We start from the raw sequence: 20,695 nt of genomic DNA on the forward strand, positions 1-20,695 counted from the left end.
TAATGAGGTTACACTTAATATAACACATCAAAGGCAGGGTGTAACCACCTTTATTGAATTAAGGTAGTTACATTAAACGGAGGTAGACATGGACAGACTTTGGACCGATTTTGTAAACAGCGATTATCACGACTGGCGTGGGGGAGATCGATCGGAGGACAGACTCGGGAAGGCGAGCTGGCAGCAAGACTTTCTGGATCGATGGCAACTTAACGCTTCTGTCCCTGCATCTCCAGAAGATGAGTTGTCGATGAGAAACTTCAGGAACGAATTGATGGCTCTTGGAGCTCGCTTATCTTCTGGAGCATCATTAACGGATGAAGAGCAACAGTGGCTGAATGGTGTTATGGAAGCAGGGCATTTAAAAAGAACATTGACTACAATTGATCAGGAAATGAAACTCCAACTGGTAGCTATAAAAGCACATTGGCATCAGGTTATGGCTGAGGTAGCTGCTGACTTTGCTACAACTTTGGTGGAGGGAGAAGGGCGTAGGATTCGGATCTGTGATAATTCGGATTGTCGCTGGATGTTCTATGATGTTACCCGAAGCAGAACACAGAAGTACTGTGATGATAAGATGTGCGGCAACCTGATGAAGGTCAGAAGATTTCGGGCGAAACACAAATCCCAAAATTGATAAATACTAACAATAACTATATAATGTATATATACTAGCGAAAAAATAGTCAGAAGCAGTACGGATTCGTAAGCAGGATGTGATCGTCTTTCAAACCAAATTAGATGGGAGATGTGTCTTGTGCGGACAAGTTATCTGTTGAAAAATGGCTGTGTGTTGTCGATGGATGCTCGAATTGGACAGTATAAGAGGGCGGACGTTCTGATTCAGGATTCACTGATCATGGCGATCCAGCCCGACCTGGATATTCCGGGTGCGGAGGTCATTGATGCTTCATCGATGATTATTATGCCTGGGCTGGTGGACACGCATCGGCATATGTGGGAATCCCTTGTCAAAACAGCGGGAACCAACTGGTCGTTACCCGTTTATTTGCAGAATCTCTATTATGGTGCGATGGGGAGCAAGCTCCGTCCAGAAGATAGTTATATTGCCAACCTACTTGGTTCCTTGGAAGCGCTTAATGCAGGAGTTACGACAGTAATGGATTGGAGCATGCCGTATTCCCCTGACCATACGGATGAATTGATTCGTGGACTTCAGGATGCTGGCATTCGGGCGGTATTTGCTCACGGAGTCCCTGGTGAGACCGACTACTGGAATCGGGATAGTCAACTCACGTATTCGAATAATGATGTGAGAAGAGTCAAAGAACGTTATTTTTCATCACGGGATCAATTGCTTACTTATGGGCTTGCCATTCGTGGTCCGGAGTTCAGTCATTGGGATACAACGGTAAAAGAGATCGAGCTAGCACAAGAGTTGGATGCCATCTGTTCCATGCATGCAGGATTTGGCAGTTGGGGATCTGTGGATCGCTCGATTAGTCAATTGTACGAAGCGGGACTGTTAAGTCCACGGGTGAATATCGTTCATGGTAACACCATGGGCATGGATGAATACAAAATGCTGGCAGATAGCGGCGCTTCCTTGTCGGTCACACCTGAGGTTGAAATGATGATGGGTCATGGATATCCGGCCACCGGCTATTTTCTCGAACATGGGGGAACCCCTACACTTGGTGTAGATGTGGTAACGTCCACAGGCGGAGATATGTTCTCGCAGATGAAGTTTGCACTTCAAGCTGAACGATCCAGAGCCAATGAACAACTTTTGCAGCAGGGTGAGATGCCTGGTGAGTTGAACTTGCAGTCCAGCCAAGTACTGAGATTTGCAACTTCGGCTGGTGCCCAAGCATTAGGATTGGAGCAGAAGGTCGGAACGCTGACCCCAGGAAAGGAAGCGGATCTGATCATGATTCGTACCACCGATCTGAATATGTTCCCCGTTCATGATCCAATCGGCGCTGTCGTTCAGTTCGCTAATCCATCCAATGTGGATACCGTGTTTGTGGCAGGTCGCCTTGTGAAGCGAGAGGGTAAGCTGTTGAATGTTGATTTAGATGCGATTCGTCATGCGGCAATGCAGAGCAAAGATTATTTATTATCCCAATACCGGATGTCGGACGCGGAGAGAATTGCTTTTTCATAATTCGCTTTTTCATAAAAGCCAAGAAATATTTACTTCGTATTTTCATATACACCTTTAGCTGTATAAAGAGGAAAGGAAGAGCCATATCATGCGATGTGGCTCTTTTACATGCTTGCATATCGTCGAAATAGACAGGATAACGGAAGAAGAGACAGCGGAAAAAGACGAAAAAAGCTCTCATTCTCGTAACTTCAGATAACAAGGCATTAAGGATATTTTTTATATAAAATAAGGCTTATAAAAACTGCGCATAATATAAATTATACGCAGTTTTGTTTTAAATCGATTTTCATATTCAACCCCGTGCAACAGTTCATGATAATTTTCGCGAAAAAAGAACAAAATAAGAGATCCTTAAAAATAAATTTAACCAAGCAACGCGATAACGTGTAGAATTCGATAGGTTTTTATAGGTGATCGATAAGATAGAACAAATGACTTTTTCATAGAACAGATGGGAAACCATTTAATCTCTGCTACATCCATAGCACATTCAAGATTCATGACGAGAGGAACATGACTATGCGTGAGAACGAACATCGATCTTCATTATTTCGTAAAAAACCAATTGCCTCGGAGGGCGATAACAGCAGTGCATTAAAACGGGCGCTCGGTCCCTTGGACTTAACCACACTCGGGGTAGGTGCCATTATTGGAACAGGCATTTTCGTACTGACCGGTGTAGCTGCCGCAACGTATGCCGGACCCGGACTTGTATTATCATTTTTACTGGCAGGTATCATATGTGCATTCGCGGCATTATGTTACTCGGAATTTGCATCAAGCATACCGGCATCGGGTAGTGCGTACACGTATAGCTATACGGCTTTTGGCGAAGTGATTGCCTGGATTCTGGGATGGGATCTAATATTGGAGTATGGATTCGCGAGTGCGGCAGTAGCCAGCGGGTGGTCTGGATATTTCCAGACGTTATTGTCCGGATTCGGATTGGAGTTACCACATGCACTGACGAGTGCGTTCAGCCCGGAAAAGGGAACCTATTTTGATATCACGGCTGCGGTCATTACGTTAATTATCACCTTCCTGCTAACCCGAGGGGTAAAAGAGGCGGCTCGTGCGAACGGCATCATGGTAGCCATTAAAATTATCGTGGTGTTAATCTTTATTGGTGTGGGTGTCTTCTATGTAGAGCCAACCAACTGGCAGCCATTTTTGCCTTTTGGTATCTCAGGTGTAACTGCGGGAGCAGCAACCGTATTCTTTGCTTATATCGGTTTTGATGCGGTCTCCACAGCGGCAGAAGAAGTTAAGCAGCCACAACGGGATTTGCCGATTGGAATTATTGCTTCACTGGCAATCTGTACCGTTCTCTACATTGTTGTATCGTTGATCCTCACAGGGATTGTACCTTATAACATGTTGAATGTAAGTGATCCGGTTGCGTTTGCATTTGAGTTTGTTCAACTGAAGGGATTGTCCTGGATTGTATCTCTTGGAGCGATTGCCGGCATTACGACCGTATTACTGGTCATGATGTATGGCCAGACACGACTGCTCTATTCCATGTCTCGTGACGGACTGCTGTCTCCGGTCTTTTCCAAGGTTAGTGGCAAGAGTCAGACACCAGCGGTAGGAACATGGGTTGCAGGCATTATCGTGGCTTTGTTCTCCGGGTTCATCTCGTTGGGACATTTAGCGGAGCTTACGAACATCGGAACGTTGTTTGCTTTTGCAGTTGTAAGTCTGGGCATTATCGTGTTGCGTAAAAATAACCCTGATCTCAAACGCGGATTCCGCGTTCCACTTGTGCCACTGATTCCGATTCTGAGTGCTTTGGGTTGTGTATACCTGATGACACGCCTTGCGGCTCTGACATGGATAACGTTTTTTGCTTGGTTGATCATCGGATTGATTATCTACTTTGCGTATGGACGGCATTACAGTCATCTGAATCCGGCACGCCGGATCTCCAGTGCGTTCAGAGCGAAGGACAAATAGATTAGTTGAGAAGGTCTTTAACCGAGAACATCTTCATTTTTCCTCATTTCGTATCGCTTAGGCGAAGCGGGATGGGGATTTTTTATATAGAAAGATAAAGGATGATAACAGCAGGGGAAGGTTGGAATTTTCTTCATATATGGGTAAGTAATAAGGGACGTAACCAACTTAATCACAGGGGAGGGGTTGCGGCTTAGCCAAATATGAAATATATTTGGGGATGTGACATGCCATCAGACATAAGAGAGGGGATGTATCATGAACACACCATTACATACGAATTCAGATCATCAAAATGCAGCTTTTGGATTTGCACTAGCTGACTCATCCGTACTTGCAGAGGCGCAGTTAATTGTTTCACAATTAGGACGTGAAGACGGATTGCAGTTGGATATTGATCCGCAGCGTCTTCTGAAGGATGGACGTAAGGTATCTGTCATTGCACAACAGTTGGATTCGCCCGTCAATCGTCAGGATGCCAATATCATCTACGGTCAGGAGTTAGCATACGTGCAGTATGCTGTTAACCTGAAACCGGATAGCTCGATCTCCATTGCTTCTATTAAAGGAGTTGAACATTCTGTTGATTTTGGTTGGTCAGAATTTATAGAAGGGGAATACGAACTACGAATCTCCCTGCATATGAAAACACCACGTATTGCTGAAGGTGCACTCGAACCTGAGCAGATTGCAATGGTTAAGTACGCGCAGGTGATTACCACATTTATATCGCTTTTTCCGGCAGAAGCAGCGTCGTTGAGTTCGCCATCTCAAGCTGTGTGGAGCAGAAACCATCATGTATTTGACTCCTACGGCAGAGGAGGATTCATCCTCGCTGACCTGCCTCGACTCGCTAAGCGTGTGGAGGAACTGATTGGACCAGGTAACCACAATCTGATCGAACAATTTACGGAAGGTGAACTGTCGGATACTTTGCTGGAAGAGGGGCTGATGGCGATTGCCTGGGGCGTGACTCCGTGGTGTTATTCACTCTATTCTGCACCAGATGAGCAGTCGGCTGGAATACTTGCCATGGACAAACTGGGTGATGAACCTGAACGGCAAGGGATCTACCGTATTGATCCGTCCATTCAACAATTAAGTATCGTACCTGCGAATGAACTAGCTTACTGGCCTGCCTGCGTTCAGAACGATTGGCCTGTCATTGATGTGGCGGGTGAAGGCGAGACGTTGCACATGAATTTATATACTCAGATCTGTGAATCCGTGAATGGCCTGCACGAGAATCCATTGCCATCGTTTGTACTTACCCGCAGTCAAGGCAAACCCGAAGCGATCATTCCGCTGATTGACATTGTCATTGTGGATGAAGCGTAGAGCACTGTTCAACTTAGGAAGGTTGTTCTGTCATCGTAGTATCGGTGTAAATAATCTTATTCAATTTTAACTGAATCGAGGTGACGTAGACAGATGATGACCGAGGAGATTCAGGAGCAATATGCGGACGAGCTAGAAGCTTTTCACATATGGATGAAGGACGCCGGATATACAGGCCATACGGTAAAATCATACACGGGTGACGTGGTGGAATTCCTGATCTCCATTCAAGGAAAGTCACTGGAACAGGTCAAAAAGCTGCATGTATTGTCTTTTCTGTCCCGTGCGCGGGAGCGTGGGGTTAGTGATGCCACGAGAAATCGCAAACATGCGGCGGTGAACTGTTTTTACAAGTCCCTCATTGAACTCGAATTGTTAACGAATAATCCGGCTTTTGGGATTAAGAAATCCAAAACCGAGAAAAACCGCGCGCCCGTTTTCCTTGATGAAAGTGGTTTGACACGTTTTCTGGAGTCGGTAGATGGGAAGTATCGCACACGTAATCTGGCTGTTTTTCTACTGATGGGATATATGGGATTACGGGTCGGAGAAGTGCATGCGTTGGATTGCAAAGACTATAATGCGGAGCGGCGTACATTGGATGTATTTGGTAAAGGTCGTAAATGGCGCTCGCTCCCTGTACCGGAGACCGTGGCAAAAGTATTGTCTCAAGCGATGGCTGAGCGTCTCGATCCTTGGAGGCCAAAAGAGGAAGCGTTATTTGTCTCTCAGAAAGGGAAGAGACTGTCGATTCGCAGCATCCAGCTCATATCTACGGAAACCTTTGAACGATTCCAGCAGGAATCACCAGCCAATCAACGTCAAAACTACTCCAGCCATAAGCTGCGTCACTCCTTCGCGACCATGATGTTACGGCGTGGAGCCGACTTGCGTACGGTGCAGGAACTGCTTGGTCACGCGTCGATTCAAACAACAACCGTGTACACACACGTCACCAGCAGGGAGAAAGAAGAGGCTATGGCTCTGCTGGACGTTAAACTTCCGTCATATTAGAAGTGAATAGCTAATATTTAACACAAAAAGGAGTCTGTCCAAGTGACAGGCTTTTTTTGTTATTGATTGGATGGTGGAAATTTGAACATAATTAATATTATGTAAACTGATTATCTGATAACTAAATAGGCATATAAATAGAAGCCAAACAAAAGGACCATTTGTTCTTCTCTCTGGAAGAACAAATGGTCCTTTTGGCTAGCGCGGATATCTTAATTCACAACGTTTAACATGCTAAATCGTTCACACCATGAATGGTTGCGTGTTTTGTGGCAGGATTATTCCAATCCAGCGATCTGTTCTTTTAATTTGTTAGCAGATGCCTGGAAAGCCACTTTCTCGGATTCATTCAGCGGAAGAGGCAGAATCTCGCGCACACCGTTGCGATCGACAACACATGGAACACCCAGATAAACATCCGATACACCATTATAGTCTTCAAGGTAAGTGGATACGTTCAGAACGGAGCCTTCGTTGCCGAGAATTGCAGCTACAATGCGGTCCAGAGCAAGGGCGATTGCATAGGAAGTTGCCCCTTTGGCATTAATAATCTCATACGCTGCATTTTTGGTGCGGTCAAAAATATCCCGCTGTGTTTCTTCATCCAATTCCAGATCTGTTCCTGCAACGTTAGCCAGGCTCCATACCGGTACTTCGGAATCTCCATGCTCACCAATAATGTGTGCGTGAATACTACGCGGGTCGATCCCTTTGTTCTTACCAATCAGGTAACGGAAACGTGCGCTATCGAGCAATGTACCTGAACCGATGACACGGGAAGCAGGCCATCCGCTTTGTTTCCATGAAGTATAGGACAAAATATCTACAGGATTGGTTGCAATCAGCAAAATACCATGAGAATTCACTTCAGTAATACGCTCTATAATATCTTTGAAAATGCTTGCATTTTTCTTCAGCAGATCAATCCGGGTTTCGCCCGGCTTCTGGGAAGCACCAGCTGTAATAATAATGATATCTGCATCTTTGCAGTCGGAATAATCGCCAGCCCATACTTTCACGCCACCCGTAAACGGAAGACCGTGGTTCATATCCAGCATTTCGCCGGTTGCTTTATCATGATTCACATCCACAAATACCAACTCGGACGAACGCTGTCTCAACATTAGCGTGTATCCCGTTGTTGTTCCCACCGCACCCATGCCTACAATCACGACACGACTTGGTTTCAATGCTGCACTATTTGTCATGTTCATATCCACTCCTTTTGGGTTATACTCCCATCCATATTAAGGGATCAGAGAATATAAAGCGAGTGTTGTCTATAAAATAGTTCACATTTCATGTCTTTTTACTAATTATTCCGTCGAAAAACAGTTTAGGATGAAATTAATGGTAATAAATGTACGACCTATAGCCCAGAGTATGAGTTGGAAAAAGGGAACGGGCCAACCAAGAGTAGGCAATGAGCCTTTTACATAAGGTTTGTGTTAGAATAGGAGCAGTGGATTCTGATGAATCGTAAATATAACGCCATAGGACAGGCATGCGCGCCTGTATATTGGATGAGAGAGGTGGAACCCACTTGCGTTCGCAATGGATCAAAATCGCGCAGACAGCATTGCTGTCTATAGGTATAGCAGCCTTACTCGCTGCATGCACCGACTCAGATCAACCTCCGGTAGCAGAACCTCCGCAGCAGCAAGAGGACGCCGGGAATACAGGGCAGACATTAACTGTTGTTCCCCCTGTAAACAGTACAGAATCTGCAGATATGGCCAAGTACCAGATACAGACCCGATTAACCGATTTTCAGTTGCTCAATGACAACGGGGGATTGGCGTGGGGTGTGACGCGGAATGCGCTGCGCCTGTACTACACTCAGGATCAGGGAAAGACCTGGAGCAATATTTCACCTTCGGAAAATGTACAGTTTCCGGCTAACCCTAAATATGGACAAAGCATTTATTTTGTAGATCGTGCACATGGTTGGATTGTTCGTGAAGGTATGGGTGGAACAGATACCATGGTGCTTCGCACCAACAATGGGGGCGTAACTTGGAGCCTGTCCTCTCTGTCCAAGACGGATAAAGTGACTGCGATCTCATTTGTATCTCCTGAAAAAGGATGGATTCTCACCACGGTCGATACCGCTATTGGTAAACAGGATAAGAAACTTTACTTTACCGAGGACGGTGGCATTACCTGGAATCGGATGTCATCCAGTGATGAAGATGGCAAACAGGAAGCAGAAGAGATTTCCAAACGTGGATACACCACGGGGATGACTTTCTCGGATCCAAAACATGGTTTCTTAACAGCGCTGGAGTTCGGCACACCGAAGTTGTATGTAACATCAGACGGCGGAGAGAACTGGAATACTGGGCCATCCTTCTTTGATCGAAACAAATTTAACGGGTGTGGTAATTTCAGTGTTAGTTCACCACAATTTTTTGGACGTGAAGTGCAATCAGCCTGGATGTCAATGTCCTGTTCTCAAGGGGAGAGCACGACATTTAATGGATTCTTTACCACCGATGGTGGAAAGAGCTGGAAGCTGTCCAATTTCACTTTAAACAAACAAACGGGTCCGAATCGTAACCTTTCACCAGTATTTCTGAACGCATCGGAAGGTTGGGCGATGCAAAAGGGCATAACCTACCACACAAAGGATGCGGGCAAAACGTGGAGTGCACTTCCTGCAAGCAGTGTACTGGAGAAAATTCTCGAAGATTATCCGGAAATTGTGAAGATTCAGATGGTTAACCCCAAGCTTGGCTGGATATTGGTTGAAAATACAGATGCCAAAAGATCGTTGTTATTGCAAACGGTAGATGGCGGTGTACATTGGAAAGTACTATAAACGTAGAGTGTTATCGTTGTGAATAGATAAGAGAAAGGAGAGGAGCCTAAGGGTTCCTTTTCTTTTTTTGTTTAGTTTGTGAAATAAATCACAAATAAATCCGCTAGAAGGTGATATATTTAACTCAACAAGAGAAGGAGTGATGAAGATGAGAACCAACGGTCAAACTCAATTCACGCAGGCGGATGAATTAACCAGATACATGCTTCAATTATGCTACACATGTGACGATGCCAATCGTTGTACAACAGAGGATGCAGTGAAGGCTTGCATGGCAGAACACGCACAGGCAGACCAACCCGAACCAGCTGAAGGTGGAGATGTAACTCGCGGGTATATGGACTTGATGTACGCATAGTAATCAAAACTGATCACAAAAAGCTGATATATCAACGTTTTGCCCCCAACAGGGGGCTTTCTTTTTTTTGAAAACAACTGAAAAAATCACATTTCCACAGCGCACTCATATTTAACATTTCACAGTACAATGCTCAAAGAGAAAAATTAGTTTACATACTTTCCATAATCCGGTACGGCAATGCGGTCAAATTCATTAACCAGTTTTCTCAGGCTTGTTTTTAGTAATTCACCAGACATCGGTAGTCCATGACCAGTTACAGCAATCAATGGCTTTAAACTCTCAAGTTTAACAACAGATTGCTTTGCAGCTTCCCAATCTGTTGTTAAATAGCGAGGGGGTCCACTTATCTCCAATTCCTGATTTAATACTTTATACATATACTCTTGTTTTACAGTAGCAAAGGCGTCACCTGCGATTAACGCTCCGTCACTTTCCCTAAACAACGAAACATGACCTGGAGAATGTCCTGGGGTATGAATCCATCTAAATCCTGGCATATGGGGTACACTTCCGTTCGCGGGTAACGTTTGTACATGACTTCCAAGGTTTATTGGTTCATTGGGAAAGGATGGCGACATCTTCGCTACCAAACCACCTTCAACCGTAGGGTCTGGTTCCGGGTATTTTTTTACCCCTGTGAGGAAGGGGAGCTCTAGCGGATGTGCATAAACCGGAACTCCCCAGTGTTCTACGAGTTCGATCACCCCTCCGACATGATCAAAATGTCCATGGGTCAAAATTACTGCTTTGGGCCGGCTGTTTGCACCGAAACGTTCCTCAATGACAGAAATTATTTCATTTGCTGACTTTGGCATTCCGGCATCTACTAAAACGAACTCGTCAGATTTCGGGTTACCCACTAAACAGATATTTACAATTTGGATCGTGTAGCAAAATAAATCAGGTAATATTTCAGTCCCTACACCACTTCCCACTGAAGTTACCGGGACAAACTTATAATCTGTACCGTAATTCAATTCTTCTTTCATTAGCTCATCCTCCTTAACGTTGTTGAATTGACTTGCTGTAGTATACCCCGAAATTTAAAATTATCCGACCTTCCGTAGCCTCCGCAGATGGATATATACAGTAAAAAACTGTCAATGGACAAGAGTACCGCCTTGCATTCATGTCGCAATACAAGCAGATCTCTGGAGGAAACAATGGGAAACATTGGTTAATCATGCATCTACATAAAATCAGTGATGATCTAGATACTACAGCTAGTAATTAAATTGAAAAGAAACGATTGCTGATAGTTAAATCAAATAGAGGGATGAACTTTTCCCTCTATTGATACTTAGTTTGTCTAGAGACAAAATTATATCGCTTCCAAAAACCATTCCTTATAAAATAGGTATTTTATTACTTATGAATATGTATCTCCGGAACATGGAACTATAGTTCTGGTGGGAAATAAAATATGAAGGAGCTGTTATGATGGGAATATTAAGTGGTAATCCAAAAAATGAACCTATGCATTATGGTGAAATTTTCAGCGTATGGCAATGTTCAATGGTCGCGAAGGGTGCTCTTTCCTTTTACCAAGCATTTTCTAATCATGCAGGAGATAAAGATTTGAAAAAAACATTGGAAGCACTGATTGATCAAGCTAAACTTGAGATTAAAGAGTGTGACACCCTCCTCACTGATAACGGAATTGCTCCAACGCCAGTTTTACCAGAAAGACCTCCAGTAAAACTGGAAGACATTCCTGTTGGTGCAAGGTTTACAGATCCGGAGATAGCTGCAAAAATTGCGTCTGATACTTCGATGGGATTAGTTGCTTGTAGTCAAGTTATGGGCCAATCCATTAGAGAAGATATTGGAGCCTTATTTGCGAAATATCACGTTACTAAAACCGCTTTAGGCCTTCGTATTCTCCAAATGAGTAAAGAAAAAGGCTGGCTTATTCCTCCGCCTCTTCAAGTGAAAAGACCGGAAGCTGTGGAAGCTTAAAAATAGATAAGAATCCCTGCTGACATTAAAAGTTAGCAGGGATTCTTATATTTAAAATAAATTTTTTTATGGAATAATAAGTAACCACATATTATTCCATAGGACACCTCTCTCTAACTGCTGTATACTTCCTTACCGCTTCCCAAGGCAGGAAGGAAGCGTAATATGATTTTATTCAATATATAAATGATCTTTCTATAACTAAAACTCAGATGGGAAGCAATAAATCAGCTTGTACAACTACAAACGTATGTCAGCGAAAAGATAGTAAGATGGATCTGATATACGCTTAGCCTATATTCACGGAGAACGCACCTACGGGAGGGTTCTTTTTGATTTGGAGTGAAATGTATGCGCTTTTTAATGCACTTCGCAAATATTGCAGCACGGGTTATTATATAAATAATTAAGGTGATTTTCTCAAAATGTGGAATTGATTTAAGCCACCACTATCGGATCGTAAACTATCAACCTATGTGAATGCGTTGGCAAATGCGGGATTTGCCATTGAGTAATTGATTGAGGAATCTGATGAAGGATTAAAGCAAATGCAAAACGATGATTTTGCCAATAAAGCAAAGATGCTCCCTATAACCTTTGTGGTAAAGGCACGAAAACTATAGTAGATAATAAGGGGGTAGCCAATGAAGATTAATCAAAAATATTACTATGTTAACAAAGCAGTTACTTGTTTTCTGTCACTCGCTTTAATCATTATGACATGTGCGGTACCTGCGCACGCTGAGGTAGAGAAGGTGGAGACTACGCCCTCCAGGATTGCGTTGTCTTCACTAGAGGAAACGATTGATTCATATATGGCTACGAATCAGAAGAACACCGCTGCCGTTTCGGTTGTAGCTATCAAGAACGGTGAGACTATTGTGAATAAGGCCTATGGATACGCAGATCTTGAGCAACAGAGAAAGGCAGACACCTCTACTGTGTTTGAATGGGGTTCAACTTCTAAACTATTGGTCTGGACGAGTGTTATGCAGCTTGTAGAACAGGGAAAGCTTGATTTGGATACCGATATTCAGGAATATTTACCGGAAGGTTTTCTAAAGAAGCTTAAATATGATGCTCCCATTACCCTAATGAACCTTATGCATCATAACGCAGGATGGGAGGATAGATTGATCGATTTATGGTATTCATCTGAGAGTGATATTGTGGAATTAGGTGAAGCTTTACAAAAATTTGAGCCAAGGCAGATCGATAAACCTGGGAGTGTCGTTGCTTATTCAAACTATGGTACGGCTATGGCTGCTTACATCGTTGAAGTGCAAAGCGGACAACCCTTTTACAAATATGTCAACGAACATATATTTAAACCACTGAACATGAAAGACACATCGTTTCACCCATCACAATACGATAATCTAAACGTATTGAAACGAAGAAATGAGATTCAGGGGTACACTACGAATCTGAAACTAATTCCTAAGAACAGAGCATACATAAGCTTATACCCTGCGGGGGTCGCCATTGGCACAGCAGAGGATGCAGCTAAATTTCTCGCAGCCTTGATGCCTGTGGATCATAGCAATTTAATATTTACGAACAAGGAAACGTTAGACGAGATGCTGTCAACCAGTCTATATTACGATGGGACTTCTACTCCTCGAATTGCGCATGGTTTCTTTGAAGTAGAGTACTGGGTGCCTGCACTGGAACACGCTGGAAGTACGGCGGGATTTTCAAGTAAATTTGTTTTTGACCCGGAGTCTAATTTTGGATTCGTGGTCATGACAAACCAGTCAAATGAAATGGCTTATAACATTGGTCTTGTCCAGAAGGTGTTTGGAAGTAGCTTCAGTACAAATTCGGTTACATCTGAGAGTGGAGGATATTATCTGCCTGCGCGACGTGTCGTTTCCGGTTTTACGAAGGCGTATTCAATGTTAAGTCTGCAGAAGTATACCACATTTGACCTTAGTAATTTTGCAAATGCTGTTGAGCGTAATGGCACTGTTGAGAAGGTCTCTATGTCTTATAATGACTTTTTGCCCATATCCAATTTAACGATAAACTTGATCAAAGCATCTTTTATTGCTCTTGCAGTAGCCATCCTGCTCAGTTTGAGAGCTATAATTGGCTATTTTATTCGATTATCCAAATACAAATTAAAAAACTGGGAAAGACCCGGCACAGGATTTGATAAATATCATATTGCCATTAATATTGCCAGTCTGGCATTCATTTTGAATACGATCTTATTGTTCATGCGCGCCTTAGGCTTTGCCCCTTATTCTTCGTTACGCATACATCTCATTTTAAACCTGCTTTATGTAATTCTCGCTGTGGGATACCTTGTCTTGATGTTCTACAATCTGCTGAAGAGAAGTTACAGTAACAAGCAAAAGGCGGTATACATCATGTCTGGCATGTCGGCTTTCCTATTTGCTGCTTTTATTATGGGATGGGATTTGTACTTTTAGAGCGGAATTATCGACGAGAACATGATCAGAAAGAGCATGAGATAGTAGAAAGGATAAAACTATGAACATTCAAGATCTCCCAATTGAAATAAAAGAACATATAGGAGAAGTCCAGAAAATCACTTTTCCTAAGCAGGGTCATACTTCTACTGTAGCTATACTGGATACGTTTGACCAAAAGTACATCATCAAGAAGACAGAAAACGATCTATATAATGAATGGTTATCCGATGAATATAAGGTGCTTCAATACCTTCATCATTCGGGACTCCCTGTTCCAAAGGTATATTCATTTCATACGGAGGACACATCGAGATGGCTTCTGATGGATTATATTAACGGAATAAGTTTAAGAGAATTTCTCGCTAAGATGCCTGACCTCCAAAGTAAAGAAAAAGCGATTTTTAACTTTGGGCTTTGTTTAAAGAAAATACATGAATGCTCTTGTCCCATTGAATTATTGAACAATGACAGTCCCTGGTTAGATACAATGCTTAACAAAGCAGAATATAATCTAAATCATTTTGCTGTAGACGGATCAGCAGAACTACTTCAACAGTTGAAAGAAGCAAGACCAAAAGCAATAGAGAACACTTTCATTCATGGAGATTTTACTATAGATAATGTGCTAGTTAATGATTGCAATATTGTTGGAGTTATTGACTGGGCAGGTGCCGCTTATGGCGATCCAAGATATGATGTAGCATTAGCCATTAGACCAAAACCTAATGCGTTTGATAATGAAAGAGATAAAGAAATATTTTATAAGGGGTATGGAAAGTTAAGAGTCACGGATGAAGAGTACAATTATTTTGAAGACGGGATATATAACTTCTTTTAGTGTGTTTTTGTTTTTATATTACGTTCTTCAAATGCATATCCAATCTCTTTAGAAGGAGTCGAAAAAATGAGCCCTCCAAAACACATCTTATCTGCCGCTGCAATCGTGATAAACGACAAAAATGAATTATTACTTACTTAGAGGGCCGCGAAGAGGATGGGAAATGCCAGGTGGTCAAGTAGAAGAAGGAGAATCTCTTAGTCAAGCTGCAGAAATCATCAAGTTTTGTGGAATATTTCAGAATATCGAAAATTCAATATGTAACACATTATTTCTAGCAAGACCGATAGGTGGGGAATTAACGACATCATCTGAGAGTTTAGACTCTGGTTTCTTTCCAATTGAAGAAGCGATTTTAAAAGTCGAATGGAAAAACTTCAGAGAAAGAATAGAGTATTGCTTGAACCCTGAGATGCAACCTTTTTGCATTGAGTTCAGTGATAAGAATAATATTTAATGTTTCCGGAAATGAGATTACATATTTCAACGAGGGTAACAAGTGATGTTCTGGATGTAGTGTATAAAGGGAGGTTAACAGATGGACAAGAACAGTGTTTATGAAACAAACAGCTTCTATTGGGATACAAGAGGGAATGACTATTTGAGAGCAATCGTGCTTCCACATTATGGAGCATTCATATCAGAAGAAAAGCACCAACTATTTGGGGATGTCTCAGGATTAAAGATGTTAGAGGTAGGCTGTGGAGATGGCCAATCCTTGCAGTATCATGGGGATAACAACGCTGGTGAGCTGTGGGGTATGGATATATCCCAGAAACAGATAGAAACGACACAACAACACTTGAGGACACACGGTATTTCGGCAACATTGATATGTTCACCCATGGAAGAGGAATGTGGTATTCCTACGAGTTATTTTGACGCTGTGTATTCAATCTATGCCATCGGTTGGACCACTGACCTTCAAGGTACTTTCAGCAGAATCGCTACATATTTAAAGAAAGATGGCCTTTTTATTTTCAGTTGGTCTCATCCAATTCATAGATGTGTCGTTGAAGAAAACGATAGATTTGTCTTTAATAAGCCATATTCTGATGAATCGTGGTATGCGGTATCTCCTGATTTTGTTCAGGGTGAACTAACTTTAGCGGATCGTCAAATATCAACCTATATCAATGCGTTGGCGAAAGCGGGATTTATCATTGAACACATGATCGAGGAATCCGATGAGGATCTCATGCAATTACTTGATAATAGCGATAATCTCCTTAAAAGAGCGAAGATGTTACCTGTTACCTTTGTGATTAAAGCAAGAAAACGATGATTAAATGAAGTGAATCGGAGAGCGGACTATCAAATTTTATTTTAACTAAAGGAGCTAGTTATGAGAAAATTACCGCTATTTATAGTGACAGGCGCAAGTGGAACAGGAAAAACAACGATCTCTTCGTTTGTTCGCAAGCAGCTTCCCGAATTTGACGTCTTTGATATGGATATCATCGATAATGTGGATTGGCAGATTGCCAAAGAGAATTGGTTGAGGGTTGCGTATAGCATATCCCTAAGTGGACGAGGGACTGTTTTATGTGGAACGATGGTGCCGGAAAACATTGCATCGTCAGATTACATAGATCGATTTGATCGAATTCTATATATGAATTTGCATTGTGACGACGTTACTCGCGAGACGCGTTTAAGAGCTCGTGGGTGGGATGAAAACTCGATCGAAGATCACAAGAATTTTGCAAATTGGCTACTCCAAAATTCGAAAACTGCATTTGACCCGCCAATGCAAAAAATCGAAACGGCAGAACTTACAGCAGAGGAAACAGCTGAACAAATTAAAGAATGGGTTTTAAAGAACTGGTGCGAGGAATGAACATCTAAAAGACATTTTGATGAGACGAAGGAGGTCACGAATTGTTTCTCGATGTATTACTTTGGTTGATTATTCTCTGGGTGATCTCCCTTTATTTCAGTTTTCCTAAGAAAGATCGCATGTACACAGTCAATGTGCCAAGCACATATTACATTCAATCTTCAAATCGGTTGGATATTCAGAAAAACTACGAATGTGCTGCATTTTCCAGTGCGTTCGTCTTGAGACATTTCGGTTTGGAGTCCAACGGAACTAAGCTTTATGAAGCCTATCCTCGCAAATTACTAGATGGAACCGTATACCCCAAAGCAGTTGTTGTTTTTTTCAGGAAACTAGGATATCAGGCAATGTACTTACGTGGAAATGTGAATACGTTGAAGAAACAGATCAGCCAAGGGGTGCCTGTTATTTTATTTATTAGAGTACATGCCAAACAACGTTATTTGCATTTTGTTCCCGTCGTTGGTTATGATGAAACGCATTTTTACTTGGCAGAATCGTTAGATCACAAGATTAATTGTGATGAAGAGTATTACAACCGAAAAATCAGCATAAGTGAACTCAACACGGTATGGGGGTCATGGTTACCCTTTTGTCAAAACTCATATATCGTCGTACATCCGAAGCAGACTTAAGAAGTCCCGCTCAAGGGAAAGGTATTTACTTTGAACGAACGAATTCGAAAAATCTGCATGGTTAAAACATGAAACTCATGCCCAATTGGCATGAGTTTTTCTGTGAACAAATCTCCTCACGTAAACAAGCTCGCTTTAATCGATGGTTATGAAATATAGATAAAACGTTTGGGCAGTTGCTACCGAATTTATAGTTTTTCTTATAAATCAGATAAGCTTTTTAATTAAATTGGTTGTTCGTCCACGCATCTATTCATCTACATACGTACGTTAAACTATGTCCATAGGGAGGTGTCCACACGGTGAGTCATTCAGAAGTGAAAAAACGTATGAAGAGAAAAAAGGCAACATTACATCCATGTAAAGTTAAAAGAAAAGACCGCCGATTGAAAGTCGTTAAAAAGTTCGTTCAAGTAAAATGTCCGCCTCCAGAGGTGAACATATCTACCCCTACTGTCGTTGGCCCAACAGGACCACAAGGTATACAAGGCGTACAGGGCGTACAGGGTATTCCAGGTAAACAAGGGGCAGAAGGGCCGCCTGGAGCCCAAGGACCAGCGGGGGGGCCACCTGGACCACAAGGACCTCAGGGACAGCCTGGTCCTGCTGGAGCGGTAGGCTCTCAAGGTCCGATCGGACCTGCTGGACCCATGGGAGCACAGGGGATTCCGGGAGAAGCAGGGGCTGTAGGGCCACAAGGTCCGCAAGGTAATCCAGGCCCTGCCGGAGCGATTGGACCTCAAGGTTTTCCTGGCCCCGCTGGAGCAGTTGGGCCGACGGGTGCGACAGGAGCAGCAGGTCCGGCAGGCCCAGCCGGTGCGACAGGAGCGGTAGGTCCTGCTGGAGCAGTAGGCCCGGCAGGCCCAGCCGGTGCAACAGGATCGGTGGGTCCTGCTGGAGCAGTAGGTCCGACAGGTGCAACGGGAGTAGCGGGTCCCGCTGGGGCAACAGGATCTACAGGTGCAACAGGAGCAGCCGGAAGCGTGCTGGGATTCGCTGACTTTTTCGCACTGATGCCACCTGATAATGCAGCAACGGTTGCTCCCGGTACGGATGTAAGCTTTCCTCAGGATGGGCCAACAAGTGGAACAACTATCGCCCGCACGGGGCCTAGTTCATTCAATCTAGCAGCCATTGGTACGTATCAGATTTTATTCCAGGTGAGTATCAATGAAGCAGGTCAATTAATCTTAACTCTCAATGGGGCAGACTTGGCTCCTACTGTAGTTGGGCGAGCAACGGGAACGTCTCAGATTGTTGGTATGGCTTTGGTGCAGACAACCGTGATTAATTCTATTCTGACCGTGCGGAACCCGGCTGGTAATGCTACAGCATTAACAATCACGCCACTTGCGGGCGGAACTAGACCTGTATCCGCACATCTTGTGATCACACAATTAGCATGAGTCCGTTAACAGGTTAGCAAACTTTTCTCAACTTTATTAAATATGCATCCACAACGGTAACATGGGTTTGCTTGAACTGAGATAGCAGTGTTTTACCTGAGGCTGTTATCTCAGTTGGAGCGGATAATGGTACAGGAGTAACTACATATCGGATACTCTTTTTGTTTTGTGAGGAATGGTGAAAACGTCACTGTATGGCAAGCAACATGTTTTAGTCGAATCTGAACGTAATATCGATTATGCCTATCATATTCAGAAGGAAACATTCCTGGATGAGAAAGCGCTGCAAGCGGAAAAAGATGATCTGGCTATCTATCGTGCATCGTTTATGCTGACAAAAGAGGGACAGGTCAATCAGGTTATATTGTTGGATCATCGATTTGCAACAACCTTTAAGTAAAACAGGGCTGCTAGTTAAGCAATGTATTAGGTAATGAAATAGTACTTATTTTCGTATGAAACAACCCTTCGGTATTCTGCCGGAGGGTTTTTCCCTTCACACCGTTCGATTTCAATCTGGATAACAAGTTCCTTGTTTACGTGCATATACATTACAGGAGACGGGTCAAGACTCCGGCTGTCCTAAGTTGTATGAACGGAGGGAGAGACATGGGCATTGAATCATCCTGGATGTTTGATTTGTTTGGAACCGTCTTTCCGGTTGTATTTGTTCTAATTATAGGTATAGTCCTTCTGTCGATGGGAAAAGAGGTATGGAGGTGGGGACGCAACAACTCGGAGCCGCTATTGACCGTGCCTTCACGAATCACCAGCAGACGGATGAAGATGAGTCAGTCGCAATCTGAACCGGGCAGTACAGCACGAACGTTATACTACGTCACCTTTGAAGTAGAAAGTGGAGATCGGCTTGAATTCAAAGTCGATGGCGAAGAGTATGGTTTGTGCGCTGAGGGGGATGAAGGACGGCTCTCGTTCAAAGGAACGCGTTATGTAGGCTTCGAGCGATATAATCGCGTATATTCTGAACGCCTACGGGGTTAAACTGAGCAGCTTGCGCCAGGATGGCGTGAGCTTTTTTTGATTAATTGCTGGACAAGCGTTTCTTAATGGGCCTAACGTGTTTTTATATAAGAAGAGGCTTAATAAGATTATGATCGAAGGATCATTACCATAGAGGAGGCAAACAATATGTCATTTACAGATCAGGTCGTTGTTGTAACCGGTGCTGCTCAAGGGATAGGACGAAGTGTGGCTGAGGCTTATGCGGTCGCTGGAGCCAAAGTTGTACTTGCCGATCACAAGGAAGCCGAGGGTGCGGCAGCCGCAGCTTCCATTCGTAATGAAGGCGGAGAAGCCATCTTTGTTCAATGTGATGTTCGGAGCGAGCAGGATATTACGAATCTTTTTCGTACAACCGTGGAAGAATTCAAGCAAATTGATGTTTTGGTGAATAATGCGGGACTCACCAAGTGGAAGTCACCCTATGAGCTGACGCTGGAAGAATGGGACGATGTACTCAATACCAATGTGAGAAGTTGCTTTTTGGCGAGTCGGGAAGCAGCCAAACATATGAAAAGCAATGAACACGGGGGTGCCATTATCAACATGGCTTCTACCCGTGCGCTGATGTCTGAGCCGGATACCGAAGCTTATGCCGCATCCAAAGGGGCGATTGTAGCTCTGACACATGCGCTGGCGGTCTCACTGGGCAAGGACCAAATTCGGGTCAATTGTATCAGTCCGGGATGGATTGAGACAGGTGACGTGGAGAAATTGAAAAAGGAGGATCATGAACAGCATCCCTCCGGTCGTGTGGGTGTTCCTTCGGATATCTCCCGTGCTTGTCTATATTTGTCTGATCCAAGCAATACCTTTGTCACAGGGACCAACCTCGTTATTGATGGAGGCATGACCCGAAAAATGATATATGAGGACTAGAACCGGGATTAAGCCGGGCGAGCCCTAAGATGTCCCAATTTAAGAGTAATAAG

At 43.4% G+C, this 20,695-nt stretch carries 19 protein-coding genes and 2 pseudogenes; 19 read left to right on the forward strand and 2 right to left on the reverse strand.

The window, feature by feature from the left end; translation table 11 throughout:
* Positions 1-88 precede the first annotated feature (88 nt).
* The 5 genes from IFU39_RS02585 (at position 89) to IFU39_RS02605 (ending at position 6,442) form a co-directional block, all read left to right on the forward strand.
* Positions 89-640: a CGNR zinc finger domain-containing protein gene (locus tag IFU39_RS02585; protein WP_105599091.1), complete on the forward strand. Its 552-nt coding sequence runs from the start codon at positions 89-91 to the stop codon at positions 638-640.
* A gap of 111 nt (positions 641-751) precedes the next feature.
* Complete coding sequence (locus IFU39_RS02590) at positions 752-2,131, forward strand: amidohydrolase family protein (protein WP_091019586.1); 1,380 nt, start codon at positions 752-754, stop codon at positions 2,129-2,131.
* Positions 2,132-2,653: 522 nt separating this feature from the next.
* A complete protein-coding gene (locus IFU39_RS02595; protein ID WP_192131118.1) occupies positions 2,654-4,090 on the forward strand; it encodes an amino acid permease in 1,437 nt (478 codons plus the stop codon).
* Positions 4,091-4,348: 258 nt separating this feature from the next.
* The gene (locus IFU39_RS02600) at positions 4,349-5,428 is read left to right on the forward strand and encodes a hypothetical protein (protein ID WP_192131120.1); all 1,080 of its coding nucleotides are present in this window, start codon (positions 4,349-4,351) and stop codon (positions 5,426-5,428) included.
* 93 nt (positions 5,429-5,521) lie between these two features.
* Positions 5,522-6,442, forward strand: a complete 921-nt coding sequence (locus IFU39_RS02605) for a tyrosine-type recombinase/integrase (RefSeq protein ID WP_192131122.1) — start codon at positions 5,522-5,524, stop codon at positions 6,440-6,442.
* A gap of 278 nt (positions 6,443-6,720) precedes the next feature.
* Here IFU39_RS02605 and IFU39_RS02610 read toward each other — a convergent pair whose 3' ends face one another.
* Positions 6,721-7,650, reverse strand: a complete 930-nt coding sequence (locus IFU39_RS02610; protein ID WP_091019581.1) for an L-lactate dehydrogenase — start codon at positions 7,648-7,650, stop codon at positions 6,721-6,723.
* A gap of 335 nt (positions 7,651-7,985) precedes the next feature.
* On the opposite strand from IFU39_RS02610, the gene IFU39_RS02615 reads away from it, so the two are divergent.
* Both IFU39_RS02615 and IFU39_RS02620 read left to right on the forward strand, forming a co-directional pair.
* Complete coding sequence (locus IFU39_RS02615) at positions 7,986-9,263, forward strand: WD40/YVTN/BNR-like repeat-containing protein (protein WP_192131124.1); 1,278 nt, start codon at positions 7,986-7,988, stop codon at positions 9,261-9,263.
* Positions 9,264-9,411: 148 nt separating this feature from the next.
* On the forward strand, positions 9,412-9,621 hold the full coding sequence (locus tag IFU39_RS02620) for a hypothetical protein (RefSeq protein ID WP_017688124.1): 210 nt from the start codon (positions 9,412-9,414) through the stop codon (positions 9,619-9,621).
* Positions 9,622-9,767: 146 nt separating this feature from the next.
* On the opposite strand, the gene IFU39_RS02625 is transcribed toward IFU39_RS02620, so the two are convergent.
* A complete protein-coding gene (locus IFU39_RS02625) occupies positions 9,768-10,613 on the reverse strand; it encodes an MBL fold metallo-hydrolase (protein WP_192131126.1) in 846 nt (281 codons plus the stop codon).
* Positions 10,614-11,064: 451 nt separating this feature from the next.
* Here IFU39_RS02625 and IFU39_RS02630 point away from each other — a divergent pair, with 451 nt between their 5' ends.
* The 12 genes and pseudogenes from IFU39_RS02630 to IFU39_RS02680 all read left to right on the forward strand — a co-directional run bounded on the left by IFU39_RS02630 (position 11,065) and on the right by IFU39_RS02680 (position 20,642).
* Positions 11,065-11,583 carry a DUF3231 family protein gene (locus IFU39_RS02630; protein WP_091019577.1) on the forward strand — a complete coding sequence of 173 codons (519 nt, stop codon included), beginning with the start codon at positions 11,065-11,067 and terminating at the stop codon, positions 11,581-11,583.
* 449 nt (positions 11,584-12,032) lie between these two features.
* Positions 12,033-12,206: pseudogene (locus tag IFU39_RS32715) on the forward strand (class I SAM-dependent methyltransferase); the annotation flags it as partial.
* 21 nt (positions 12,207-12,227) lie between these two features.
* Positions 12,228-14,021: a serine hydrolase domain-containing protein gene (locus IFU39_RS02635; protein WP_192131128.1), complete on the forward strand. Its 1,794-nt coding sequence runs from the start codon at positions 12,228-12,230 to the stop codon at positions 14,019-14,021.
* Between the two features lie 61 nt (positions 14,022-14,082).
* Complete coding sequence (locus IFU39_RS02640) at positions 14,083-14,862, forward strand: phosphotransferase (RefSeq protein WP_192131130.1); 780 nt, start codon at positions 14,083-14,085, stop codon at positions 14,860-14,862.
* 66 nt (positions 14,863-14,928) lie between these two features.
* Positions 14,929-15,319: pseudogene (locus IFU39_RS02645) on the forward strand (NUDIX hydrolase).
* Positions 15,320-15,400: 81 nt separating this feature from the next.
* On the forward strand, positions 15,401-16,147 hold the full coding sequence (locus IFU39_RS02650) for a class I SAM-dependent methyltransferase (protein ID WP_192131132.1): 747 nt from the start codon (positions 15,401-15,403) through the stop codon (positions 16,145-16,147).
* Between the two features lie 60 nt (positions 16,148-16,207).
* Entirely contained in the window at positions 16,208-16,702 is a 495-nt protein-coding gene (locus tag IFU39_RS02655) for an AAA family ATPase (RefSeq protein WP_192131134.1), read from the forward strand.
* Between the two features lie 41 nt (positions 16,703-16,743).
* Complete coding sequence (locus IFU39_RS02660) at positions 16,744-17,337, forward strand: C39 family peptidase (RefSeq protein WP_192131135.1); 594 nt, start codon at positions 16,744-16,746, stop codon at positions 17,335-17,337.
* A 302-nt stretch (positions 17,338-17,639) separates the two neighbouring features.
* Entirely contained in the window at positions 17,640-18,743 is a 1,104-nt protein-coding gene (locus IFU39_RS02665) for a collagen-like protein (RefSeq protein WP_192131137.1), read from the forward strand.
* Positions 18,744-18,918: 175 nt separating this feature from the next.
* Positions 18,919-19,143, forward strand: a complete 225-nt coding sequence (locus IFU39_RS02670) for a hypothetical protein (RefSeq protein WP_192131139.1) — start codon at positions 18,919-18,921, stop codon at positions 19,141-19,143.
* A 209-nt stretch (positions 19,144-19,352) separates the two neighbouring features.
* Entirely contained in the window at positions 19,353-19,745 is a 393-nt protein-coding gene (locus IFU39_RS02675) for a DUF2500 domain-containing protein (RefSeq protein WP_091019559.1), read from the forward strand.
* Between the two features lie 147 nt (positions 19,746-19,892).
* Complete coding sequence (locus IFU39_RS02680; RefSeq protein ID WP_192131141.1) at positions 19,893-20,642, forward strand: SDR family NAD(P)-dependent oxidoreductase; 750 nt, start codon at positions 19,893-19,895, stop codon at positions 20,640-20,642.
* Positions 20,643-20,695: the final 53 nt, after the last annotated feature.

The sequence above is a fragment of the Paenibacillus sp. CFBP 13594 genome, assembly GCF_014842675.1.
GTDB lineage: Bacteria > Bacillota > Bacilli > Paenibacillales > Paenibacillaceae > Paenibacillus > Paenibacillus amylolyticus_B.

What these genes read in the sequence shown, in the direction of transcription:
- IFU39_RS02585 (WP_105599091.1), top strand. Translation starts at nt 89, where the DNA reads ATGGACAGACTTTGGACCGATTTTGTAAACAGCGATTATCACGACTGG.
- IFU39_RS02590 (WP_091019586.1), top strand. Translation starts at nt 752, where the DNA reads ATGTGTCTTGTGCGGACAAGTTATCTGTTGAAAAATGGCTGTGTGTTG.
- IFU39_RS02595 (WP_192131118.1), top strand. Translation starts at nt 2,654, where the DNA reads ATGCGTGAGAACGAACATCGATCTTCATTATTTCGTAAAAAACCAATT.
- IFU39_RS02600 (WP_192131120.1), top strand. Translation starts at nt 4,349, where the DNA reads ATGAACACACCATTACATACGAATTCAGATCATCAAAATGCAGCTTTT.
- IFU39_RS02605 (WP_192131122.1), top strand. Translation starts at nt 5,522, where the DNA reads ATGATGACCGAGGAGATTCAGGAGCAATATGCGGACGAGCTAGAAGCT.
- IFU39_RS02610 (WP_091019581.1), bottom strand. Translation starts at nt 7,650, where the DNA reads ATGACAAATAGTGCAGCATTGAAACCAAGTCGTGTCGTGATTGTAGGC.
- IFU39_RS02620 (WP_017688124.1), top strand. Translation starts at nt 9,412, where the DNA reads ATGAGAACCAACGGTCAAACTCAATTCACGCAGGCGGATGAATTAACC.
- IFU39_RS02625 (WP_192131126.1), bottom strand. Translation starts at nt 10,613, where the DNA reads ATGAAAGAAGAATTGAATTACGGTACAGATTATAAGTTTGTCCCGGTA.
- IFU39_RS02630 (WP_091019577.1), top strand. Translation starts at nt 11,065, where the DNA reads ATGGGAATATTAAGTGGTAATCCAAAAAATGAACCTATGCATTATGGT.
- IFU39_RS02635 (WP_192131128.1), top strand. Translation starts at nt 12,228, where the DNA reads ATGAAGATTAATCAAAAATATTACTATGTTAACAAAGCAGTTACTTGT.
- IFU39_RS02640 (WP_192131130.1), top strand. Translation starts at nt 14,083, where the DNA reads ATGAACATTCAAGATCTCCCAATTGAAATAAAAGAACATATAGGAGAA.
- IFU39_RS02650 (WP_192131132.1), top strand. Translation starts at nt 15,401, where the DNA reads ATGGACAAGAACAGTGTTTATGAAACAAACAGCTTCTATTGGGATACA.
- IFU39_RS02655 (WP_192131134.1), top strand. Translation starts at nt 16,208, where the DNA reads ATGAGAAAATTACCGCTATTTATAGTGACAGGCGCAAGTGGAACAGGA.
- IFU39_RS02670 (WP_192131139.1), top strand. Translation starts at nt 18,919, where the DNA reads ATGGTGAAAACGTCACTGTATGGCAAGCAACATGTTTTAGTCGAATCT.
- IFU39_RS02675 (WP_091019559.1), top strand. Translation starts at nt 19,353, where the DNA reads ATGGGCATTGAATCATCCTGGATGTTTGATTTGTTTGGAACCGTCTTT.
- IFU39_RS02680 (WP_192131141.1), top strand. Translation starts at nt 19,893, where the DNA reads ATGTCATTTACAGATCAGGTCGTTGTTGTAACCGGTGCTGCTCAAGGG.